The organism is Micromonospora sp. NPDC005173, from assembly GCF_040608515.1.
GTDB lineage: Bacteria > Actinomycetota > Actinomycetes > Mycobacteriales > Micromonosporaceae > Micromonospora.
Map to the genome: position 1 here is coordinate 240,443 of NZ_JBEXIK010000005.1, position 18,541 is coordinate 258,983.

Annotated in this window: 19 protein-coding genes and 1 pseudogene; 7 read left to right on the forward strand and 13 right to left on the reverse strand. The window is 70.8% G+C overall.

Going from position 1 to position 18,541, the window contains the following annotated elements:
- Positions 1-51: 51 nt before the first annotated feature.
- A complete protein-coding gene (locus ABZV00_RS09785; protein WP_355603614.1) occupies positions 52-1,662 on the reverse strand; it encodes an MFS transporter in 1,611 nt (536 codons plus the stop codon).
- Positions 1,663-1,729: 67 nt separating this feature from the next.
- On the opposite strand from ABZV00_RS09785, the gene ABZV00_RS09790 reads away from it, so the two are divergent.
- Positions 1,730-2,473, forward strand: coding sequence for a TetR/AcrR family transcriptional regulator (locus ABZV00_RS09790; RefSeq protein ID WP_355603617.1), 744 nt, complete (start codon positions 1,730-1,732; stop codon positions 2,471-2,473).
- A 16-nt stretch (positions 2,474-2,489) separates the two neighbouring features.
- On the opposite strand, the gene ABZV00_RS09795 is transcribed toward ABZV00_RS09790, so the two are convergent.
- The 5 genes and pseudogenes from ABZV00_RS09795 to pcaH all read right to left on the reverse strand — a co-directional run bounded on the left by ABZV00_RS09795 (position 2,490) and on the right by pcaH (position 6,137).
- The gene (locus ABZV00_RS09795) at positions 2,490-2,885 is read right to left on the reverse strand and encodes a carboxymuconolactone decarboxylase family protein (RefSeq protein ID WP_355603742.1); all 396 of its coding nucleotides are present in this window, start codon (positions 2,883-2,885) and stop codon (positions 2,490-2,492) included.
- A 30-nt stretch (positions 2,886-2,915) separates the two neighbouring features.
- Positions 2,916-3,647, reverse strand: a pseudogene (locus tag ABZV00_RS09800) (alpha/beta fold hydrolase); the annotation flags it as partial.
- On the reverse strand, positions 3,644-4,879 hold the full coding sequence (locus tag ABZV00_RS09805; protein WP_355603620.1) for a lyase family protein: 1,236 nt from the start codon (positions 4,877-4,879) through the stop codon (positions 3,644-3,646). The pseudogene ABZV00_RS09800 and the gene ABZV00_RS09805, both read right to left, overlap by 4 nt.
- Entirely contained in the window at positions 4,879-5,436 is a 558-nt protein-coding gene (pcaG, locus tag ABZV00_RS09810) for a protocatechuate 3,4-dioxygenase subunit alpha (RefSeq protein WP_355603623.1), read from the reverse strand. The genes ABZV00_RS09805 and pcaG overlap by 1 nt, the downstream gene beginning before the upstream one ends.
- Entirely contained in the window at positions 5,433-6,137 is a 705-nt protein-coding gene (gene pcaH / locus ABZV00_RS09815; protein WP_355603744.1) for a protocatechuate 3,4-dioxygenase subunit beta, read from the reverse strand. The genes pcaG and pcaH overlap by 4 nt, the downstream gene beginning before the upstream one ends.
- Positions 6,138-6,247: 110 nt before the next feature.
- Between pcaH and ABZV00_RS09820 the strand changes: the two genes are divergently transcribed.
- Entirely contained in the window at positions 6,248-7,021 is a 774-nt protein-coding gene (locus tag ABZV00_RS09820) for an IclR family transcriptional regulator (RefSeq protein ID WP_355603625.1), read from the forward strand.
- A 10-nt stretch (positions 7,022-7,031) separates the two neighbouring features.
- On the opposite strand, the gene ABZV00_RS09825 is transcribed toward ABZV00_RS09820, so the two are convergent.
- The 5 genes from ABZV00_RS09825 to ABZV00_RS09845 all read right to left on the reverse strand — a co-directional run bounded on the left by ABZV00_RS09825 (position 7,032) and on the right by ABZV00_RS09845 (position 11,343).
- Positions 7,032-7,952, reverse strand: a complete 921-nt coding sequence (locus ABZV00_RS09825; RefSeq protein WP_355603627.1) for a LysR family transcriptional regulator — start codon at positions 7,950-7,952, stop codon at positions 7,032-7,034.
- A 12-nt stretch (positions 7,953-7,964) separates the two neighbouring features.
- Positions 7,965-9,101, reverse strand: a complete 1,137-nt coding sequence (locus ABZV00_RS09830; protein ID WP_355603629.1) for an FAD-dependent oxidoreductase — start codon at positions 9,099-9,101, stop codon at positions 7,965-7,967.
- Positions 9,098-9,286: a ferredoxin gene (locus ABZV00_RS09835; RefSeq protein ID WP_355603632.1), complete on the reverse strand. Its 189-nt coding sequence runs from the start codon at positions 9,284-9,286 to the stop codon at positions 9,098-9,100. Before ABZV00_RS09835 ends, ABZV00_RS09830 begins: the two co-directional genes overlap by 4 nt.
- A complete protein-coding gene (locus ABZV00_RS09840) occupies positions 9,283-10,464 on the reverse strand; it encodes a cytochrome P450 (protein WP_355603634.1) in 1,182 nt (393 codons plus the stop codon). The genes ABZV00_RS09835 and ABZV00_RS09840 overlap by 4 nt, the downstream gene beginning before the upstream one ends.
- Positions 10,465-10,572: 108 nt before the next feature.
- A complete protein-coding gene (locus ABZV00_RS09845) occupies positions 10,573-11,343 on the reverse strand; it encodes an IclR family transcriptional regulator (protein ID WP_355603637.1) in 771 nt (256 codons plus the stop codon).
- Between the two features lie 66 nt (positions 11,344-11,409).
- Between ABZV00_RS09845 and ABZV00_RS09850 the strand changes: the two genes are divergently transcribed.
- Genes ABZV00_RS09850 through ABZV00_RS09865 form a run of 4 tightly spaced genes read left to right on the forward strand, consistent with a single transcriptional unit; the run spans position 11,410 to position 15,299 of the window.
- Positions 11,410-12,567, forward strand: a complete 1,158-nt coding sequence (locus ABZV00_RS09850) for a cupin domain-containing protein (RefSeq protein WP_355603640.1) — start codon at positions 11,410-11,412, stop codon at positions 12,565-12,567.
- The gene (locus ABZV00_RS09855) at positions 12,564-13,394 is read left to right on the forward strand and encodes a fumarylacetoacetate hydrolase family protein (RefSeq protein ID WP_355603642.1); all 831 of its coding nucleotides are present in this window, start codon (positions 12,564-12,566) and stop codon (positions 13,392-13,394) included. The genes ABZV00_RS09850 and ABZV00_RS09855 overlap by 4 nt, the downstream gene beginning before the upstream one ends.
- Complete coding sequence (locus tag ABZV00_RS09860) at positions 13,394-14,017, forward strand: maleylpyruvate isomerase N-terminal domain-containing protein (RefSeq protein ID WP_355603645.1); 624 nt, start codon at positions 13,394-13,396, stop codon at positions 14,015-14,017. Before ABZV00_RS09855 ends, ABZV00_RS09860 begins: the two co-directional genes overlap by 1 nt.
- A 13-nt stretch (positions 14,018-14,030) precedes the next feature.
- The gene (locus ABZV00_RS09865) at positions 14,031-15,299 is read left to right on the forward strand and encodes an FAD-dependent monooxygenase (protein WP_355603648.1); all 1,269 of its coding nucleotides are present in this window, start codon (positions 14,031-14,033) and stop codon (positions 15,297-15,299) included.
- 39 nt (positions 15,300-15,338) lie between these two features.
- Here ABZV00_RS09865 and ABZV00_RS09870 read toward each other — a convergent pair whose 3' ends face one another.
- On the reverse strand, positions 15,339-16,001 hold the full coding sequence (locus ABZV00_RS09870; RefSeq protein WP_355603650.1) for a response regulator transcription factor: 663 nt from the start codon (positions 15,999-16,001) through the stop codon (positions 15,339-15,341).
- Complete coding sequence (locus ABZV00_RS09875; RefSeq protein ID WP_355603653.1) at positions 15,977-17,314, reverse strand: sensor domain-containing protein; 1,338 nt, start codon at positions 17,312-17,314, stop codon at positions 15,977-15,979. The genes ABZV00_RS09870 and ABZV00_RS09875 overlap by 25 nt, the downstream gene beginning before the upstream one ends.
- A 131-nt stretch (positions 17,315-17,445) precedes the next feature.
- On the opposite strand from ABZV00_RS09875, the gene ABZV00_RS09880 reads away from it, so the two are divergent.
- Positions 17,446-18,342, forward strand: coding sequence for a type II CAAX endopeptidase family protein (locus tag ABZV00_RS09880; protein WP_355603656.1), 897 nt, complete (start codon positions 17,446-17,448; stop codon positions 18,340-18,342).
- Positions 18,343-18,541 lie beyond the last annotated feature (199 nt).

The window sequence follows — 18,541 nt, forward strand, 5'->3', positions numbered from 1 at the left end:
GTCCCCACCTCCGCGAAGCGGGGACCTCGACCAGGTTCGGCGACTCTCAGGTCACGCGGCGGTGACGAGTTCCTCGTCGATCAGCGGCTCCTCGACGTCGGCCCGCTTCGCGCCGGAGAGCCCGACCAGCGTCAGCGCCGCAGCGGCGGCGGCACAGAGGCCGGCGACCAGGAACGCGAGGCTGTAGGCGCTGCCGAGCGACTCGAACGCGAGCACGTGGAGGCTCCCCGGCATCGGCACCGGCGGCAGGTCCGGGCCGGCGCCGGGCACGACCGGCATCGAGTTGATCGCCATGGCGCCACCCCCGTGCGCGATGCCCCCGGCGATGTCGGTGTACGGCGGCGTGAGCCCGGACTCGCCGATCGCTCCGTCGAGACCAGTGCTCAGGTCACTGTTCGCCCGGCTGACCGCGAACGCGGCGATGAGCACCGGACCGAGAGCGAAGCCGAAGTCGCGGAGCAGGTTGGTGGTGGCACTGGCCATGCCGGCGAGCCGCAGCGGAACAGTGTTGATCGCGACGGCCGTGATCGAGCCGACGGTGAGCGCGAAGCCGACACCGAGGACCAGCATCGGACCGATGAACTGCGTCCAGCTCATGTGGTGGATATCGAACGTCGAGCACCAGATGCCGCTGACGGCGATGAGGGCGAAACCGACGGTGAGCACCCAGCGGGACGAGAAGTTCCGAATCAGGTGGGAGACGACCGGCACCAGTACGAACGCCGGCCCCTGGATGAACAGGAACAGCACGCCGATCTTCAGAGCGCTCTGGTGCTGGATCGCGCCGAGCCAGATGCTCATCGAGTAGCAGATCGCGAGGAACGCGAACATGCCGACCACCGTGGTGATCGCGACGATCGCGTACGACCGGTTGGCGAAGATGCTGAGGTGCAGCAGCGGGACGTCGGTCCGCAGCTCGATGACGACGAAGGCGCCGAGGAGCACGAGGCCCGCGACGAAGGCGCCGATGATCTCGGGGCGGGCGAAGCCGGCTTCGGAGCCCTGCGTGGCGGCGAAGAGGATGGCGATCAGACCGAGGGCCAGCGTGACCTGACCCGGAATGTCCAGCTTGCGCCCCTCCGGTGCCGAGGAGTCGGCAGCGAGCTGGGTGATTGCGATCGAGATGACCGCCGCCGCGATCACGACGAGGTACGACATTCGCCAGTTGCCCTCTGCGGCGAGCCACCCACCCATCAACGGGGAGATCGCCGCGCCGATCGAGAGGAAGCCAGCCCAGACGGCGATGGCCTTGGAGCGGGCCTCCTGCGACGGGCTGACCGCGGCCAGCATGGCGAGCGAGATCGGATAGAGGATCGCGGCTCCGAGACCCGCGACGATCTGGCCGACCCACAGGATCTGGACCGTCTCGGCGAGGTAGCTGACGAGCGAGCCGGCCACGGTCAGCAGCGCACCCACCTGCAGCAGCCGCTTGCGACCGAACAGGTCACCGAGCACGCCGGTGGTCAGCTCGAAGACGACCATGGGGATGGCGAAGGCCGCCGTGACCCAGGTCAGTTGGGCACCGGTGGTCTGGAACTCCTGCTGGAAAGTGCCATTGAGCGCGCCGGGCAGCGAGTACGCCACCTGCGCGAGGAGTACGGCGAAGCAGCCGGCGACCACCGTGGCGGTGTAGCCCTGCTTGCGCGCAGCGGTCTGCATCATTGCGGATTTCTTCCTTGTCGATGAGCCGGGGCGACCGTTCCGACCGCTCGGGGTCAGCCACCCCGAAGTGAGCGCGATCACCTGTCGGATGTGCAAGGTGTCACGTGACTTGACAGGGCGTCAAGAGTCTGAGCACTACGTACTTGAAACGATCGGTAAGCACGGCGGCCAGTCGTCGTGCTCTATGCTGGCGGGCATGGCGAGGCTTCGTGAGGCACAGAAGGAGATGACGCGAAGGCTCCTGCTCGACGCCGGTCTGGACCTGTTCGTGTCCAAGGGCTATGCGACGACGACGGTCGACGACATCGCGTCGGCGGCGGGAACGACCCGAGTGACCTTCTATGCGTACTTCCCCTCCAAGGTCGACCTGATGAAGGCCCTCATCTCGGAGCGGCTCAACGCCGCCCTCGACCGGGTCCCCTCCGCCGAGCACGGGTCGACCGAGCGTGAGTTGGTTGCCGTGGTCGAGGACGGCTCACGAGAGCGGATCCGCGCCTGGCTCGCGTCGACCTCGGAACGATGGGATGCGATCCGCCCCTACACCACGGCCGCCTACGAGGCCGCGGCGGTCGACCCCGAGATCCGCACGCTGCTGGACGAGTGGCTGAACGAGGCCATCGGTGACATCAGGGACGGGCTCGACCGGGCCGAACGGTTTCCCGCCGCTACCCGCCACTTCCGCGGCGTCATCGCGATGACCGAGCTCGACTACACCGCGCGCCACTGGACACCGGGGACCTGGGGTGTCGGGCACGACGAGATGCTGGACGTCCTCACCGAGAGCTGGGTCGGCTCGATCGGGCGCCACTGAGCGCTGAGCCGCGCCGTCAGACCTCGGCTTCCAACACTCGGGCGGCGACCCCGAAGGCGGTGTTGGCAGCCGGCACGCCGAGGTAGACGGCGGCCTGCAGCAGCACCTCGACAATCTCGTCCCGGGTGAGCCCGTTGCGCAGCGCGGCGCGGAGGTGGAACTCCAGCTCCTCGATGTGGCGGCCGGCCACGAGTGCGGTCAGTACCGCGATGGAGCGGTCGCGTCGCGACAGGCCGGGACGGTCCCAGATCTCGCCCCAGGCGTACCGGGTGATGAGGTCCTGGAAGTCGGCCGTGAGCGGGCTGGTGGCGGCGATCGCGCGGTCGACGTGGGCGTCGCCGAGGACCGCTCGCCGGTTGGCCACGCCGGTCGCGCGACGAGCGTCGGCGCCGGCGAGGAGGGCGCGGAGCAGACTCGCGGTCGCGCGGGGCGCCTCCACCGGCGGCAGGTGCGCGACGCCGTCGAGTTCGACCAGCCGCGCGCCGGGGACGCCGTCGGCAATCTCCCGCAGGGAGGCAACCGGAGTTGCCTGGTCGGCAGAACCGGCGACGGCGAGCAGCGGCCGTCGGACCTCGCGGAGCCGGTCTCGCAGATCGAAGTCCCGCAGGGCGTCGCAAACCTGTGCGTACCCCTCGTCGTCGACCGCACGGAGGTCGTCGAGCAGCGCCGTGGCGACGTCGGGGTCGCGCTCCGCGAAGCCCGGAGCCCACCACCGCTGAGCGGCGGTGCCGAGCAACGCGGCCGTCCCCGAACCCCGCACGAGTGCGGCGCGGTCGCGCCAGAGGTCGGCGTCGCCGAGGCGGGCGCCGGTCGCGACGAGGGCGGCCCGGTCGATCCGGTCGGCGTGGTCGAGGACGAGTTGCAGCCCGACGGCACCACCGACCGAGTCGCCGGCGTAGGCGAACGGACCGTCCGGCTCACCCCGGTGTGCCAAGACACGGTCGACCGCCGCACGGACGCCGCGCGCCAGCTCGGCGATGGTGAACGGCTCGCCCAGCGGCGCGCCGCCGTGCCCGGGCAGCTCCCAGCCGACGACGTGGAAGTCGTCGGCGAGCAGCAAGGCGACTTCGCCCCACAGTCTCTCGACGGAGGTACCCAGCGAGGGACCGACCACCAGAAGTGGCCGGGCCACCGGCCCGGCCAGGTGGACCGTCGTCAGTTCCGGGGTGCTCATCCATCGTCCTTCCACGTCTGGGCGCAGCGAGCCAACGACTGGGCGATGATGCGGTCGGTCGCACCGAGGTACGGAGGCCCGCCGGGCTGGTCCTCGACAACGGCGTCGAGACTGCGCCGCTCCGCGAGGAGCTCACCCCGGCGTGCGGCCTCGGCCATCCGGTCGGAGTGGACCGTGAGCCCCGCGAGCAGTTCGGTGGCCTGGGATGCGGCGACGACGCTGCGGCGGCCCAGCACTCGCAGGGTGTCCCACTCGACGTGCCACGCACCGTCGGGCCGTTCGTCGACGTACGTCGCCGCGGCGACGTGCATCGTGGACGCCAGCATCGGCGCGGCGAGGGCGTGCCGTCGCAGCAGCACCGAGAGGATCGGGTTCGCCTTGTGCGGCATCGTCGACGAGCCGCCGCGGCCGGGCACCGTGGGCTCGGCGAGTTCACCGACCTCCGGCCGGCCCAGGAGCGCGACGTCGGACGCGATCCGACCCCAGGCGTCCCCGGCCGCGACGAGCGCGTCCGCGGCGCCGGTCAGCCGGCCCCGCACGGTGTGCCAAGGCGCCGCGGGTGGCAGGCCGAGCCGGTCGGCGAGGTCGGCGACGAGGGCGAGCGACGCGGCGGCGGGATCGGAGCTGCCGACCCGGCGGAAGAGCTCGGTGCTGGCAGCGAGGGTTCCGGCCGCGCCGCCGACCTGCACGGCCAAACGCTTCTTCGCGCTACGAACCGCCCACGCGGCCTCGATGACGGAGTCGAGCCAGGTTGCGGCCTTCAACCCGAAGGTCAGGGGTACGGCGGGCTGGGTCAAGGTCCGGGCGGCCATCGGGGTGGCGCGATGGCGCTCGGCCAGCGCGGCCAGCGTCATCGACTGGGCGCGGAGGTCGGCGAGGACGGCGACCAGCGCCTCGCGTAGGCACAGGACGAGCGCGGTATCGACCACGTCCTGACTGGTCAGACCCCGGTGCAGCCAGGTCGCCGCGGGTCCGTCGCCGAGCCGCTGGCGCACCAGCCGGACCAGCGGAACGACGGGGTTGCCACTCGCCTCGGCCGCCGTCGCCAGCTCTGCCACGTCTTCCGCGCCCACGACGTCGTCGAGGGACCGCGCAGCCCCCGCCGGTGCGAGGCCGCAGGCCGACAACGCGGACAGCCACTGCTGCTCGACCTCGAGCATCGCAGCGAGGAAGCGCTGCTGGCTGAGGAGCGCGCCCGCGCGCTCGTCACCGGGCCAGAACAGGTCGGCCATCAGGACCGCACATGCCGGAGGAAGACCGTCTCGTCGTCCCCCTGGAGCCGCAGGTCGAAGCGGTACCCCTCGGGCTCGGCGACGGCGAGCAGCGTCCGGCGTCGGACGGTCGGCACCGCGCTGAGGAAGGGATCGGCGTCCAGTACCGCTTGGTCGTCGGGCAGGTAGACGCGGGTGAACAGCCGGTCGAGCAGCCCACGCGCGAAGACGGTCAGCGCAAAGAACGCGGGCCGCTCGGCCGTCTGGGCGCCGGGCCGCAACGTGGAGAACTCGTAGTGGCCCCGCCCGTCGGTCGCGGCCCGGCCCCAGCCGGTGAAGGTGAACCCGTCCCGGCGCAGCGAGCCCTCCCGCTGGACGACGCTGCCCTCCGGATCGGCCTGCCAGAGCTCGATGAGCGAGTCCGGGACGGGATCGCCCGCACCGTCGTACACGAACCCGTGCAGCCGGATGGCGCCCGCCCTGCTCGCCGGCACCAGCTCGTGTCCGCGGGCGTACGGGAGGCCGTAGCCGAAGAACGGGCCCACGGTCTGTCCGGGGGTCGCCACGAGGTCGCTCATGCCGACTGCTCCGTCCAGGTCCGCCGGCTACCGGTCAGCACGATGTCCCAGCGATAGCCGAGGCTGAACTCCGGCTCGGTCTCGTCGTGGTCGTAGCGGGCCACGAGCGCCTCACGTGCCGCAGGCTGGATGATCGACTGGTAGATCGGGTCGAGGTCGAAGAGCGGGTCGCCCGGGAAATACATCTGGGTGACGAGTCGCTCGGTGAAGTCGATACCGAACAGCGAGAAGTGGATGTGCGCCGGCCGCCAGGCGTTGTCGTGGTTGCGCCACGGGTAGGCGCCCGGCTTGATCGTGCGGAAGCGGTAGGAGCCGTCGGGCCCGGTGAGGCACCGCCCGGCACCCGTGAAGTTCGCATCCAGCGGCGCGGGGTGCTGGTCACGCTGGTGGATGTAGCGGCCCGCCGCGTTCGCCTGCCAGATCTCGACCAGCTGACCGACGACCGGCCGTCCGTCGCCGTCGAGGACACGACCGGCGACGGTGATGCGCTCACCGAGAGGCTCGCCGCGGTGCTGGATGGTCAGGTCCGCCTCGAGCGGGTCGACATCGGAATGGCCGAAGCAGGGCGCGAAGAGCTCGACCCCCTCGGGATCGGCGAGCTGCAGATCCTTGGTCGGGTGCCGGAGGAGGCTGGAGCGGTACGGGGGGTAGTCGAGAGCCGGCTGGTCGGCCGGACCGACATCGCGCCGCGCCACCGCGATCCGCGCGATCTCCGCGCTGATCTCTGCTTGCGTCGTCACGTCGTTCAACGTAGGTCCGCGGCCTACAATCGCCGAAGCACCGGCTTCCGTTGAATGGAAGGAGTGCACCGATGCCCCGTACCACGGGCGCCCCCGGCGTCACGGTCGCCTCGCGCCTGCTCGGCATTCTGGGCTCCTTCGACCCCGAGCACCGGGTGCTCACCCTCAGCGAGCTCGCGCGGCGCGCGGGCCTCGCCCTGCCGACCGCGCACCGGCTGGTCGGCGAGCTGGTGGCGTGGGGCGCACTGCGCCGTACGCCGTCGGGTGGCTACGCGGTCGGCCGGCGGCTGTGGGACCTCGGCCTGCTCGCACCCGCGGAGACGGCGCTGCGCGAGGTCGCCTCGCCGTACCTGCAGGACCTGTACGCCGCGACGCGCGTGACCGTGCACCTCGCCGTCCGCGAGGGCGACCAGGTGCTCTACCTCGACCGCCTGTCCGGCAACGCCTCGCTCCCGATCATCAGCACGATCGGCTCCCGGTTGCCGATCCACGCCACCGGCGTGGGGAAGGTGCTGCTCGCGCACGCGCCGGCCACGGTGCGCGCCGAGGTGCTCGGCAGGCCACTCCCCCGAGCCACGCCGTACACGGTGACCTCACCGGCACGTCTCCAGCAACAGCTGGACCGGGTGCTCAGCGACGGGTACGCGACCACCGGCGAGGAGATGAGCCTCGGCGCGTGCTCCATCGCCGTCCCCGTGACGGCCGACGATCGCACCGTCGCCGCGCTCGGCGTGGTGGTCCCCCACCTCAAAGGCAAGGCGCGACTGCTACCCGCGATGCGCGTCGCCGCCCACGGCATCGGCCGCGCACTCGCGGCACCCCGTACCCGACTCGCGCCCTCGTGAGCTGTGCGCGTCAGGGCCGCGCCGCGTCGAACAGGAGCTGGCGCAACCAGGAGATGAAGTGGTGGTCGCCGAGGTGCGGGTTCCACACCATGTCGATGCCCAGCCCCGGGAGCGGGAACGGGAACTCCTCGATCCGCAGGTCGACGAGCGTCCGCATCTGCGCGGCGACCCGATGGCGCAGGAGGGCGACACCGCCGGCCCGTCCGACCAGGTACGGGACGAGCAGGAAGTCGGAGATCAGCTGACCGACCCGGTAGTCGATGCCCTTCTCGTCGAGCACCGAGTACGGGAAGACCCGCCGCTCGGTGTCGACGACGATGTGCGGCTGCGTGGTCAGCAGGTCGAGCGCGCTCGCCTCCGGCGGAGTGTCCATCGAGGCCACCACCACGATGCGGTCGTCGTACAGGCGCTCCCGCGGGTACGGCGACGTGAACGCCTCGGAGAGCAGCACGGCGTCGACGCCGTGCTCCGTGAAGGTGGTCTCGGTCGGCACGGCGATGGTGCGTACGCGGAGGATCGCGTTCGGGGCTCGTTCCGCCACGAGTCGAACCAACCGCGCCCCGAGGACAAAGGCCGTGCTGGTGGTCATCGCGACGGTGATGACCCGGCGGTCCGTCGCCGGGTCGAAGCCCGGGAATCTGACCACCTCCGCGGCTTGCTGAAGCGTCGCCCGCACAGGCCCGATCAGCTCGAGCGCGCGCGGAGTCAGCGTGACACTGCTCCCCTGCCGGACGAGCAGGTCGTCGCCGAGGAGACGCCGCATGCGACCCAACGCGTGGCTCATCGCCGGCTGCGACAGACCGACGCGCTCGGCCGCCCTCGTCACCGAGCGCTCCTCCAGGAGCGCGAGGAGGGGCACCAGCAGGTTGAGGTTGACCGATGCCAGCCGATACAACCCGGACCCCGTGGCGCCCTCTCCGTCGTCGCTCATCGCGACGAAACCCTACCCGGCCTGCTGACTCAGGCGGCGCAGTCGCGGGATCGAGGTCCGATGGTTCAGCGCCACGGCCGCGCCGGAGCCGTCACCGTGCGACCAGCGCATCAGCGCCGGACCGTCGGGCCCTCCCTCGACGTACGTCGGCTCGCCCTCAAGCGGGAGATGACCGACGGCCTTGAGGCTCAGGCCGAACTGCTCGGTCCAGAAGTACGGCTGGAACGCGAGCGGTGGAGTGTCGTCCCCACGGACGAGGGCGACCGCCGCCACCTTCGCCTGCTCGATGGCGCTGCTCCAGAGCGGGATGCGTCGCCGGCCGTGTGGCGTGGGGAACGCCGCCAGGTCGCCGACGGCGGCGATCTCGGGCCGGACCAGCCCGCGGCAGTCGACCTGGATGACGCCTCGGTCAGCCAGGCCGGTGTCCGCGAGCCACTCCGTGTTCGGGACGTCGCCGACGGCGGTCACCACCAGCTCGGCCTCGAGGACGGCGCCGTCGTCGAGGACCACCCGGACGTCGTCGCCACGCCGATCGAGTCGCGCCGATCCGGTCTGCACGATGCTGAGCCCGCGCTCCCGCGCCGCCGTGACGAAGGCCCCGGCCAGGTAAGGGCCCAGCTGCAGGACCAACGGCAGGCCCTGGGAGACGAGGGTGACCCGGCACCCCGCGGCCAGGCAGCCCGACGCGATCTCCATGCCGAGCGGACCCCCGCCGACCACGACGACCGACGGTCGGTCGGCCACGCGCTTGCGCAAAGCGAGCGCATCATCGAGGCCGCGCAGCACGACCTCCTCGGGAAGGTCGGACAACCGTCGCGCCCGGGACCCGGTGGCGAGGACGAGTCGGTCGTACGGCAAGGCCCCGCCGTCGTCGAGCGCGACGAGCCGACGGTCGACGTCGAGCCCGGTCGCGCGTACGCCCAACAACTCGATCGCCCCGTGGGTGGTCGGCGGCAACTTGTGCGACGACAGGTCGTCGCCGTCGCGCAGCAACGCCTTCGACAGGGCCGGACGGCTGTACGCCGGGTGCGTCTCGTCGCCGACGATGGTCAGCTCCCCGTCGAAGCCAGCCTGACGCAGAGTGTCGGCCGCGGTGAGGCCCGCGATGCCGTTGCCGACGACGACGACCCGCTGGATCGGCGTACTCATGCCAGGCGCAGGGCCGCGACCGGGCAGACCCGGACGGCCCCCTGGGCCGGCGCGGCGTCGGCGTCGCTGATCTCCTCACGGTCGAGCACCAGCTCGCCGGCGTCGTCGAGGTGCATCAGGTCGGGCGCGGCCTCCTCGCACAGCCCGTGCCCCTCGCAGCGCGGACGATCCAGGACGATCCTCATACCGGCACCACCTCCAGGACGGGCAGCTCCTCGATGCTGCGGGTGATGTTGCTGGGAACCCGCACCTCCGGCCCAACGAGCAGGCGACCGACCCGGCGGGCCAGCGCCTCGATGACGGCGTGCGCCTCGAGTCGGGCCAGCCCCTGTCCGGCGCAGCCGTGCGGGCCGTACCCGAAGGACAGGTGGTCGACCGGGTTGCGCTCGACCAGGAACGCGTCGGGGTCCGCGTAGTGGCGCGGGTCCCGGTTGCCGGCGCCGAACAGGATCGCGACCTTCGCGCCCTGCGGGATGAGGACCCCATCGACGGTCACGTCCCGGGTCGCGCGACGTCCCCAGGCGTGGAGCGGTGCCCAGTAGCGGAGCACCTCGTTGAACGCGGCCGGCACCAGCGACGGGTTCTCCCGGACCAGCGCGAGCTGCTCGGGATGGGCCGCGAACAGGGCCACGATGTTGCCGATCGAGGCGATGGTGGTGTCGACGCCGGCGCCGAGGTACTGGTGGATGATGTGGCCCGCCGTGTCGGGCGGAATGTCGCCGCGCGCCTCGGCCTCGAAGATCCCCCGGCCGACCGAGCCGGGCGCCAGGTCCTCGGCGGTGACGGTCGAGCACCAGCCGTACAGCTCGCCGGCGATCGGGAAGCTCTCCGCGGTGCGCTGGTTCATCGGCCCGATGACCTGCATCGCGGCCTGACCCCAGCGCAGCATGTTGTCGCGGACGTTGCCGGTGAACCCGATGAGATCCGCGACGACCTCGAGCGGCAGGGCGCGGGCCAGCCCGTCGATGGCCTCGAACGAGCCCTTGTCGACCAGTCGCTCGACGAGGGCATCGGCCTTGGCGTCGATGCTGGCCTTCAGGCCGCGCAGCGCGCGCGGCGACAGGTTCGCGGTCAGGGTCGCCCGCAGCTGGGTGTGGACCGGCGGGTCGGAGGCGAGGGACGTGCCCGTGAGCGCCTCGTTCACCGCCGGGTTGAACCCGATCGCCCCTGCGGAGGAGAAGCTCTCCCAGTCGGCCAGGGCGTTGCGGATGACGTCGTATCTCGTGAGCACGTGGACGTCGTTCGCCGGGAGACGGACGACGCCGCCAAGGTCGCGCAGTGCCGCGTACGAGGGGTACGGGTCGACGAGCACCGCGTCGTCGAACAGATCGAGATCGGAGATGGGTGCGATGGAATCGGTCATGGGTCACCTCGGGGTGGTGTTGCGGTGCGTCCAATTGAAGTGACCGCCCCCACATCAAGCCAACACATGTTTTGCATGGTTCGGCATGCACGTGGTGCATGTATCGGCTCAGTCGATGCCCGCCTCGACGGCCCTGGCCGCCCCGTGGAGGGTGGCGACGAGCGCCGGGAGCTGCCCGCGGTCGTAACGGACCGCCGGTATCGAGACGGAGAGTCCGGCGAGCGCCGTGCCCTCCGCGTCGCGGACCGGGACGCCGACCGCGACGATGCCCCGCTCCGACAGCCCGTTGTTGAGCGCGAACCCGGCCCGGCGGACGCGGGTCAGCCGACCCCGAAGAGTCGCCAGATCCGGTCGTTCGTCGGGGCGCTGGGCGTACCGCTCAGCGGCGTAGAGCTCGTCGACCTCGGCCGGCGGCAGCTCCGCGAGCAACACGAGCCCGGCCGTGGTGCGGTGGGCCGGGAACACCATCCCCTCGCGCGAACCCACCCGGAGCGCCTGCCGGCACTCGACGCTCGCGATGAAGCGCGTCGTGTCGCCCGTGCGGATGGCCAGGTTCGCCGACTCGCCCACGACCTCGACGAGCCGCTGGAGATGCGTCAGCGCGGCGGCGCGTAGCTGCGACGTGCGCGACTGCGAGTGCGCGGCGAGCTCGAGGACCGGCCCCGGGTGATAGACCCGCTGGTCGTCCTGGACCGCGAAGTCGCGGTAGACGAGCGTCTGCAGCAATCGGTGGGCTGTCGACCGCGCCACGCCGAGCCGCTCAGCGACCTGGCTCACCGTGAGCCGCCCCTCCAACTGCAGCATGACCGCGATCCGGAGCGCATGGTCGGCACTGGTCACGAGGTACGTCGGTGGGGTCTTCGGTTCCGCACTGCTCATGGCCGGATCGTTCCGCTCTCCAGAATCCTGCGTTCTGCTGATGCGACAGGCTTCATCGTAGGCGGCATGAGCACGACTGACACCCCGGTCCACCTGAAGGCGGTCTCGGCGCCGGGCCAGCCGGACGTGACGCCAGCGCTGGAGGAGCTGTATCGCGGCTTCGAGCAGGAACTACTGGTGCCGCTCTGGACCGAGATCGGCGATCTGATGCCGGCGCACCCGAGGTCGCGCGCGGTGCCGCACGTGTGGCGTTGGGAGAACCTGCTTCGCCTGGCCGAGAAGGCGGGCGACATCGTCCCGGTGGGCCGCGGGGGTGAACGTCGTGCGATCGCCCTGGCGAACCCGGCGCTCGGCGGTCGACCGTTCGCGACGCCGACGCTGTGGGCGGCGATCCAGTACCTGATGCCCGGCGAGGACGCCCCCGAGCACCGGCACACCCAGCACGCCTTCCGGTTCGTCGTCGAAGGCTCCGGCGTGTGGACCGTGGTCGGCGGCAGCGGCGAGACCCCGGTCGGCGACGCGGTCCCGATGCGCCGCGGCGACTTCCTGCCGCAGGCCGGCTGGAACTGGCACGCGCACCACAACGCGACCTCCGAGCCGATGGCCTGGATCGACGGCCTCGACATCCCGTTCCAGTACGCCACCGAGTCGCAGTTCTTCCAGTTCGGCCGCGAAGAGATCAGCGAGGCTGAGCGGATCACGCCGGAGCGCTCGCGCTCCGAGCGGCTGTGGGGCCACCCGGGCCTGCGTCCGCTCTCGGTGGGCGAGGTAGCCCCCGGATCGCCGCTGCTGGCCTACAAGTGGGAACACACCGACGCCGCCCTCCGCGACCAACTGCTGCTGGAGAAGGAGGGGTACGGCGGCACCGTCGAGCCCGGCCACGCGGCGGTCCGGTTCAGCAACCCGCACGACGGCAGGGACGTGCTCCCGACGATCCGCGCGGAGTTCCACCGGATCGTCCGAGGCGCGGAGACCACACCGGTCCGCCAGACCGGGTCATCGGTGTACCAGGTCTTCGACGGCTCCGGCACGGTGACCGTCGGCGACAAGGCCTGGTCGGTCACCCGGGGCGACCTGTTCGTGGTCCCGTCCTGGGAGCCGTTCTCCGCCCGCGCCGAGGCCGGCACCACCGACTCCGATTCCGGCGCCCTGGACCTCTTCCGTTTCTCGGACGCGCCCGTCTTCGAGGCGCTCCAACTCGACCGTCAGGAGACCCTCCGATGAAGCTCGCCACCCTCCGCGTCGACGGCGGTACCCGTGCCGTCCGCCTCGACGGGGACGTCCTCGTCGACCTCGGCCACGAGGACGTCGGCGCCCTGTTCGCGCAGGACGACTGGGCCACGATCGCGGCCTCCGCGACCGGTGAGACCTGGCCGGCCGAGGGCGCGGACCTGGCGCCGGTGGTGCCCCACCCGTCGAAGGTGGTCTGCGTCGGCCACAACTACACCAACCACATCACCGAGATGGGTCGCGAGCTGCCGGCGTACCCGACCCTCTTCACCAAGTTCGCCGACACCCTCATCGGACCCAACGACCCGATCACCAAGCCCGCCGAGACCGACGCCCTCGACTGGGAGGTCGAGCTCGTGGTCGTCGTCGGCAAGCCCGTGCGGCGCGCCACCGAGGCGGAGGCCGAGGCCGCCATCGCCGGCTTCACCGTCATGAACGACGTCTCCGTCCGCGACTGGCAGTTCCGGACCATCGAGTGGACCCAGGGCAAGATCTGGGACTCCTCCACCCCGATCGGCCCGTACGTCGTGACGCCCGACGAGGTCGGCGGCGTCCGCCCGGCGCTCCAGGTGAAGACGACCGTCAACGGCCAGGTCATGCAGCAGGACGACACCGGCACGCTGCTGTTCGACCCGGTGCACCTGGTGCGGTACGTGTCCACGGTCATCCGGCTCAACCCGGGCGACCTGATCGCGACCGGCACGCCCGCAGGTGTCGGCCACGCGCGCGACCCGAAGGTCTACCTCGTCGGCGGCGAGACCGTCGTGACCGAGATCGCCGGTATCGGTGCCTGCACCAACCAGGTCGTCAAGGAGTCCTGATGCTGCGCACGCACGTCGAGTCGCTGAAGTGGGTCGAGCACGGAACGGAGCTGTTCGCCACGCAGGTCGCCGCGCTGGACGAGCAGGCGATGACCGAGCCCAGCGCTCTGCCCGGCTGGACCCGCAAGCACCTCGTGGCGCACGTCGCCGGCAACGCCGACGCGCTCGGCAACCTCGTGCGCTGGGCCAGGACCGGCGAGCGGACGCCCATGTACTCCTCAATGGACCAGCGAAACGCCGACATCGAGTCCGGCCCGCAGCTCTCCGCAGCTCGACTGGCGGCGTGGACGAACGGATCGGCACGCGACCTCGCGGTCGCCATGGACGCCCTCACCACCGACCAGTGGCGCGCCGAGGTCGTCACCGCCCAAGGCCGCTCGGTCGCCGCCACGGAGATCCCGTGGCTCCGGGCCCGCGAGATCTGCGTGCACGCCGTCGATCTCGGCACGGGGCTGACCTTCGCCGACCTCCCGGACGGATTCCTCTCCGCGCTCGTGGAGGACATCCAGGCCAAGCGCGGTCTCGTCGGGGTTCCCGACGGTCCGCTGCCCGAGGTGGTCGCCTACCTGGCCGGCCGGCCCCACCCCCTCGCCGGGGTTCCCGACCTCGGCCCCTGGCTCTGAGAAGGCAAGGAACATGAGCACTCCTGACGTCGTCCTCGTCGGTGGCGGGATTGGCGGGCTGAGCACCGCCTTCGCGCTGTCCCGCCTCGGACTGAAGGTGCGGGTCCTCGAACAGGCGAAGGAATTCGGCGAAGTCGGCGCGGGCATCCAGCTCGCACCGAACTGCACGCGGATCCTCGATGACTACGGGCTGCTCGAGGAGGCCAAGGCCCGCGGCGTCGTACCCGACAAGATGGTGATGCGCGACGCGGTCGACGGACGGGACCTGACCTCGCTGGACCTCCGTGACCTCGAGCGGAGCTACGGCTTCCCGTACCTGGTCATCCACCGCAGCGACCTTCACGGGCTGTTCCTCGAAGCATGTCGGAAGGCCGGCGTCGAGCTGCTCACCGAGCAGCGGGTCGCGGCGTACTCGCAGGAAGGGGACACGGCGACCGCGACGACCGATGCCGGCACCATCCATGAGGGAGCTGTGGTGATCGCGGCCGACGGCCTGCACTCCGTCGCCCGGAAGCTCCTCGTCGACGACCAACCCGTCTCCTCGGCATACGTCGCCTACCGCGGCACCGTGCCGATCGCGGAGGTAGGCCGCCCGGTCGACCTCTCCGAGATCGTCGTGTACGTCGGCCCGCGCTGCCATTTCGTCCACTACGGACTACGTGGTGGCGACCTCCTCAACCAGGTCGCCGTCTTCGAGTCCCCCAAGGCACTCGCCGGGCTTGAGGACTGGGGAACACCCGACGAGCTCGACACCGCCTTCGCCGGGACCTTCGACGCCGTTCAGCACGGACTGCCGCACATGTGGCGCGACAAGTGGTGGCGGATGTACGACCGCGACCCGATCGCCACCTGGGTCGACGGCCGGATCGCCCTCCTGGGCGACGCCGCCCATCCGCCGCTGCAATACCTGGCGCAGGGCGCGATCATGGCGATCGAGGACGGCTGGGTACTCGCCGAGCACGTCAAGCGACTTCGGGACGATGACGGCGCCGTCGACTGGTTGGGCGCACTCGCGGCCTACCAGGCGGTCCGACCGGAGCACTGCCGACGCGTGCTGCTGACGGCGCGCGCGTGGGGCGAACTGTGGCACCTCGACGGCGTCGAGCGCGAGCAACGCAATGTGCTGCTCCGCGCCCGGGAGGTCGACGACCACTCCTTCACGGACTGGATCTACGGCCCGACCGCGCTCTTCCCGGAGGACGAGCCGGCGATGTTCGAGCCGATCCCACTGGAATCGGCGGACCGGTTGGCCAGCGACCTGGCGGACTCCCTCGCGCAGTGACCTCGCGCATGACGGCCGGATCACTGCGCAAGGCGAGGGTCAAGCGGTGTTTCTGAGGTAGGCCAGGACGGCCAGGACGCGACGGTTGGTGTCGCCGGCCTGGACCAGGTCGAGCTTTGTGAAGATGTTGCCGACGTGTTTGCCGACGGCGGCCTCGGAGACGAACAGCCGCTGGGCGATTGCCGTGTTGGAGTGACCCCCGGCGATCAGGGCCAGCACCTCGCGTTCGCGCGCCGACAGAGCGGACAGTGGGTCACGGCGACGACGCACGAGTTGGCTGATCACCTGAGGGTCGATGACGGTGCCGCCGGCGGCGACCGTGCGCAACGTGGCGATGAAGTCCTCCACATCGACGACCCGGTCCTTGAGCAGGTAGCCGACACCGCGGCAGTCGCCGGAGTCGAGCAGCTCCGCGGCGTAGCTGTGCTGGACGTACTGGCTGAGTGCGACGACCGCGAGGCCGGGACGGGCCCGGCGGAGTTCGACGGCGGCGCGCAATCCCTCGTCGGTGTATGTCGGGGGCATCCGGATGTCGGTGAGGACAAGGTCGGGGGCGTGCTCGTCCACGGCGACCTTCAGTGCCTCGGCGTCGCGGACGACGGCAACGGCGTGCAACCCGAACCGTTCGAGCAGGCCGGCCAGTCCTTCCCGGAGCAGGGCTGCGTCGTCGGCGACGACTACCCGGATGGTTGCTGGCTGCATGGAAGCTCCACACGGAGAACGGTCGGCCCGCCGGCCGGGCTGGACAGCAACATTCTGCCGCCGTTGACCGCCACCCGGTCGGCCAGCCCGGTCAGGCCGGTGCCGCGGTCTGGATCGGCACCGCCGCGACCGTTGTCGCTGATCTCGACCGTGAGGCTGTCGCGTTGCTGGCGTACGGTCACGGCCGCGCTGGTGGCGCCGCTGTGTTTGGCGATGTTCGTCAGAGCCTCGGCCGCCACGAAGTACGCGGCGTTCTCCGTCTGGTCGGACAGCCTCCCGGACATGTCGACGTCGACGGTGACCGGGATGGTCGAACGGTCGGCAAGTTCTTCGAGCGCGGCGGGCAGGCCGAGGTCTGACAGGACCTGCGGCTGGATCCCGTCGATGAGCTGGCGGAGTTGGGCCATCAGCTGCTTGGCCCGGTCGTGCGCCTTGGCGATGCCGCTGGCGGCGGTCGAGTCGGGCGGCAGGTCGACTTTGATCAGCCCGAGTTGCAGTGTGAGGCTGACGAGTGTCTGTTGGGCGCCGTCGTGAAGGTCTCGTTGGATGCGGCGGCGTTCGGCCTCGAAGGCGTCCGCGAGCCGTACCCGGGAGCGCGACACCTCGACCAGTTCGGCGCGTAACCGTTCCGCGGAATCGGTCAGCAGCAGGGCACGTGCCGCTGCCGCGTGCCCGCCTGCCACCAGCGCCTGCAGGTACGGAATCAGCGGTAACACCAGGACGCCCATGACCGTGTAGGGCACGGTCTGCTCGACCGTCGCGGCAGTGCCGAAGCCCAACGCCACGGGGTCGCCGCCCGGTTGTTGGGCCAGCACGATCAGTGGACTCACGATGGACACAACCGCCCACGGCAGGGTGAGCAGCGCCGCGATCGACAGCACCGGCGCCACGGTGGCCAGCAGACAGGCGTAGCCGACCTCGCGCCAGGTGGCTGGATCGGTGTAGCGGTGCCGTAGCCACGACAGCGGCCCGGGCAGCGGCGGCCTCCGGCGCGGAGCAGCCGTTGGCCGATCGTCGACCAGGCGCAGGCGCCGGCGCTCCAGGTTGGCCAGCGGCGGTGCGATCACCGGCCCGAGGATGCCGACCAGCGCCGTTCCGATGAAGATCAGGAAGAGGATCGTCCCGGCCGCGAAGCCCTCCGTCGCCAACCGTGTTACCAGGACCAGCCAGGGGATCGCCAGCACCGCGAAGGCCGGGACCGCCGCCGGCAACGTTGTGAGCAGGTAGGCCGCCGACCGCCACGGCCACCGACTGGCCAGAAACCGACGGTAGCCGAGGGCCCGCAGCGCTGTCGGTGGGCTGTCTGTGCGCACGGCCATCACGCTAATCAGCCGTGCCAACGAAGTCTCTGGAGCTGGCCATACCGACGAGGTAGACCCAGCCCTACCCCGTTCTGATAGCTGTCCGTAGTGATCTTCGTCAGGTCCGCTGGTTGCCTGGTGCCATGTCGAGAACCAAGGGACTGACGACCTTCCTACTGATCAGCTTTGGCGTGACCTGGACCATCGAGATCGCGCTGTACCTACAGGGTTTCTCGCTGGCGAATCCGCTCGTGCAGATTCTCTCCCTCGGCTGGATCGCGCCCGCCGCCGCTGCCTTCATCGTCCGGCGCTGGGTCACGCGCGAGGGCTTCGCCGACGCCGGGTTGGCGCTGCGGCTGCGCGCCGCTTGGCCCCACTACCTCGCGGCATGGCTGGGACCGCTGGCCTCCACCGCCGCCGCCCTCGGGATCTCAGCGGCCGTGGGGCTGTGGCGGCCGACCCTGGCGCCGATGAACGATCTGGTACCGGGCCTGCCCTGGTGGGCCTTCCTGGCCGTGCTGATGCTCGTCGTCCCCCTGCTCGCCCCGCTCTACTGGGGCGAGGAGTTCGGCTGGACCAGCTACCTGCGGCTGCGGATCCTCCCCGGACGACCACTGGCCGCCACCCTGGCCACGGGCCTGATCTGGGCGATCTGGCACTACCCGCTGCCCTTCCTCGGGTACATCCAGTTCAGCAACGTGGCCCTGGGCCTGCTGGTCTGGACGGTGTCATTCATGTGCCAAGAGATCATTCTTTCCTGGCTGCGGCTGCGCAGCGGCAGCATCTGGACCACCAGCGTCGCCCATGCCGGGAACAACATGACCCTGTCGCTGCTGACCGGCACGCTGCTGGGTGAAGGGTCCGATGCCACTGCGACCACGATGGTGATGACGGCGCCGATGGTCGTGGTGGCCGGCTGGGTTCTAGTCAGCGGGCGGTACAGGGCCGCGTCACAACACCGGACACACCAGCTCGTCGGCGCCTCGCCCGACCACCACCGCGAGCCGCGTACCAGAGCGAGCTCGACAAGTCCGAAGTGAGCCCACATCTGGATTACGAGCAACCATCAACCGCACCCCGCCCGCTCATGGACAAGGTCCATGAGCGGGCCGGCGCTCCCAATGTAAGTCGCAAGGGCCGGAGTTGGCCCACACAACGCGGCCGAACACGGTCGTGGCCGCGCACCGTACGGCCGGCCTTCCCAAGCGGCGTCACCTCCCGAGGCAGGGCCTTCCGGCC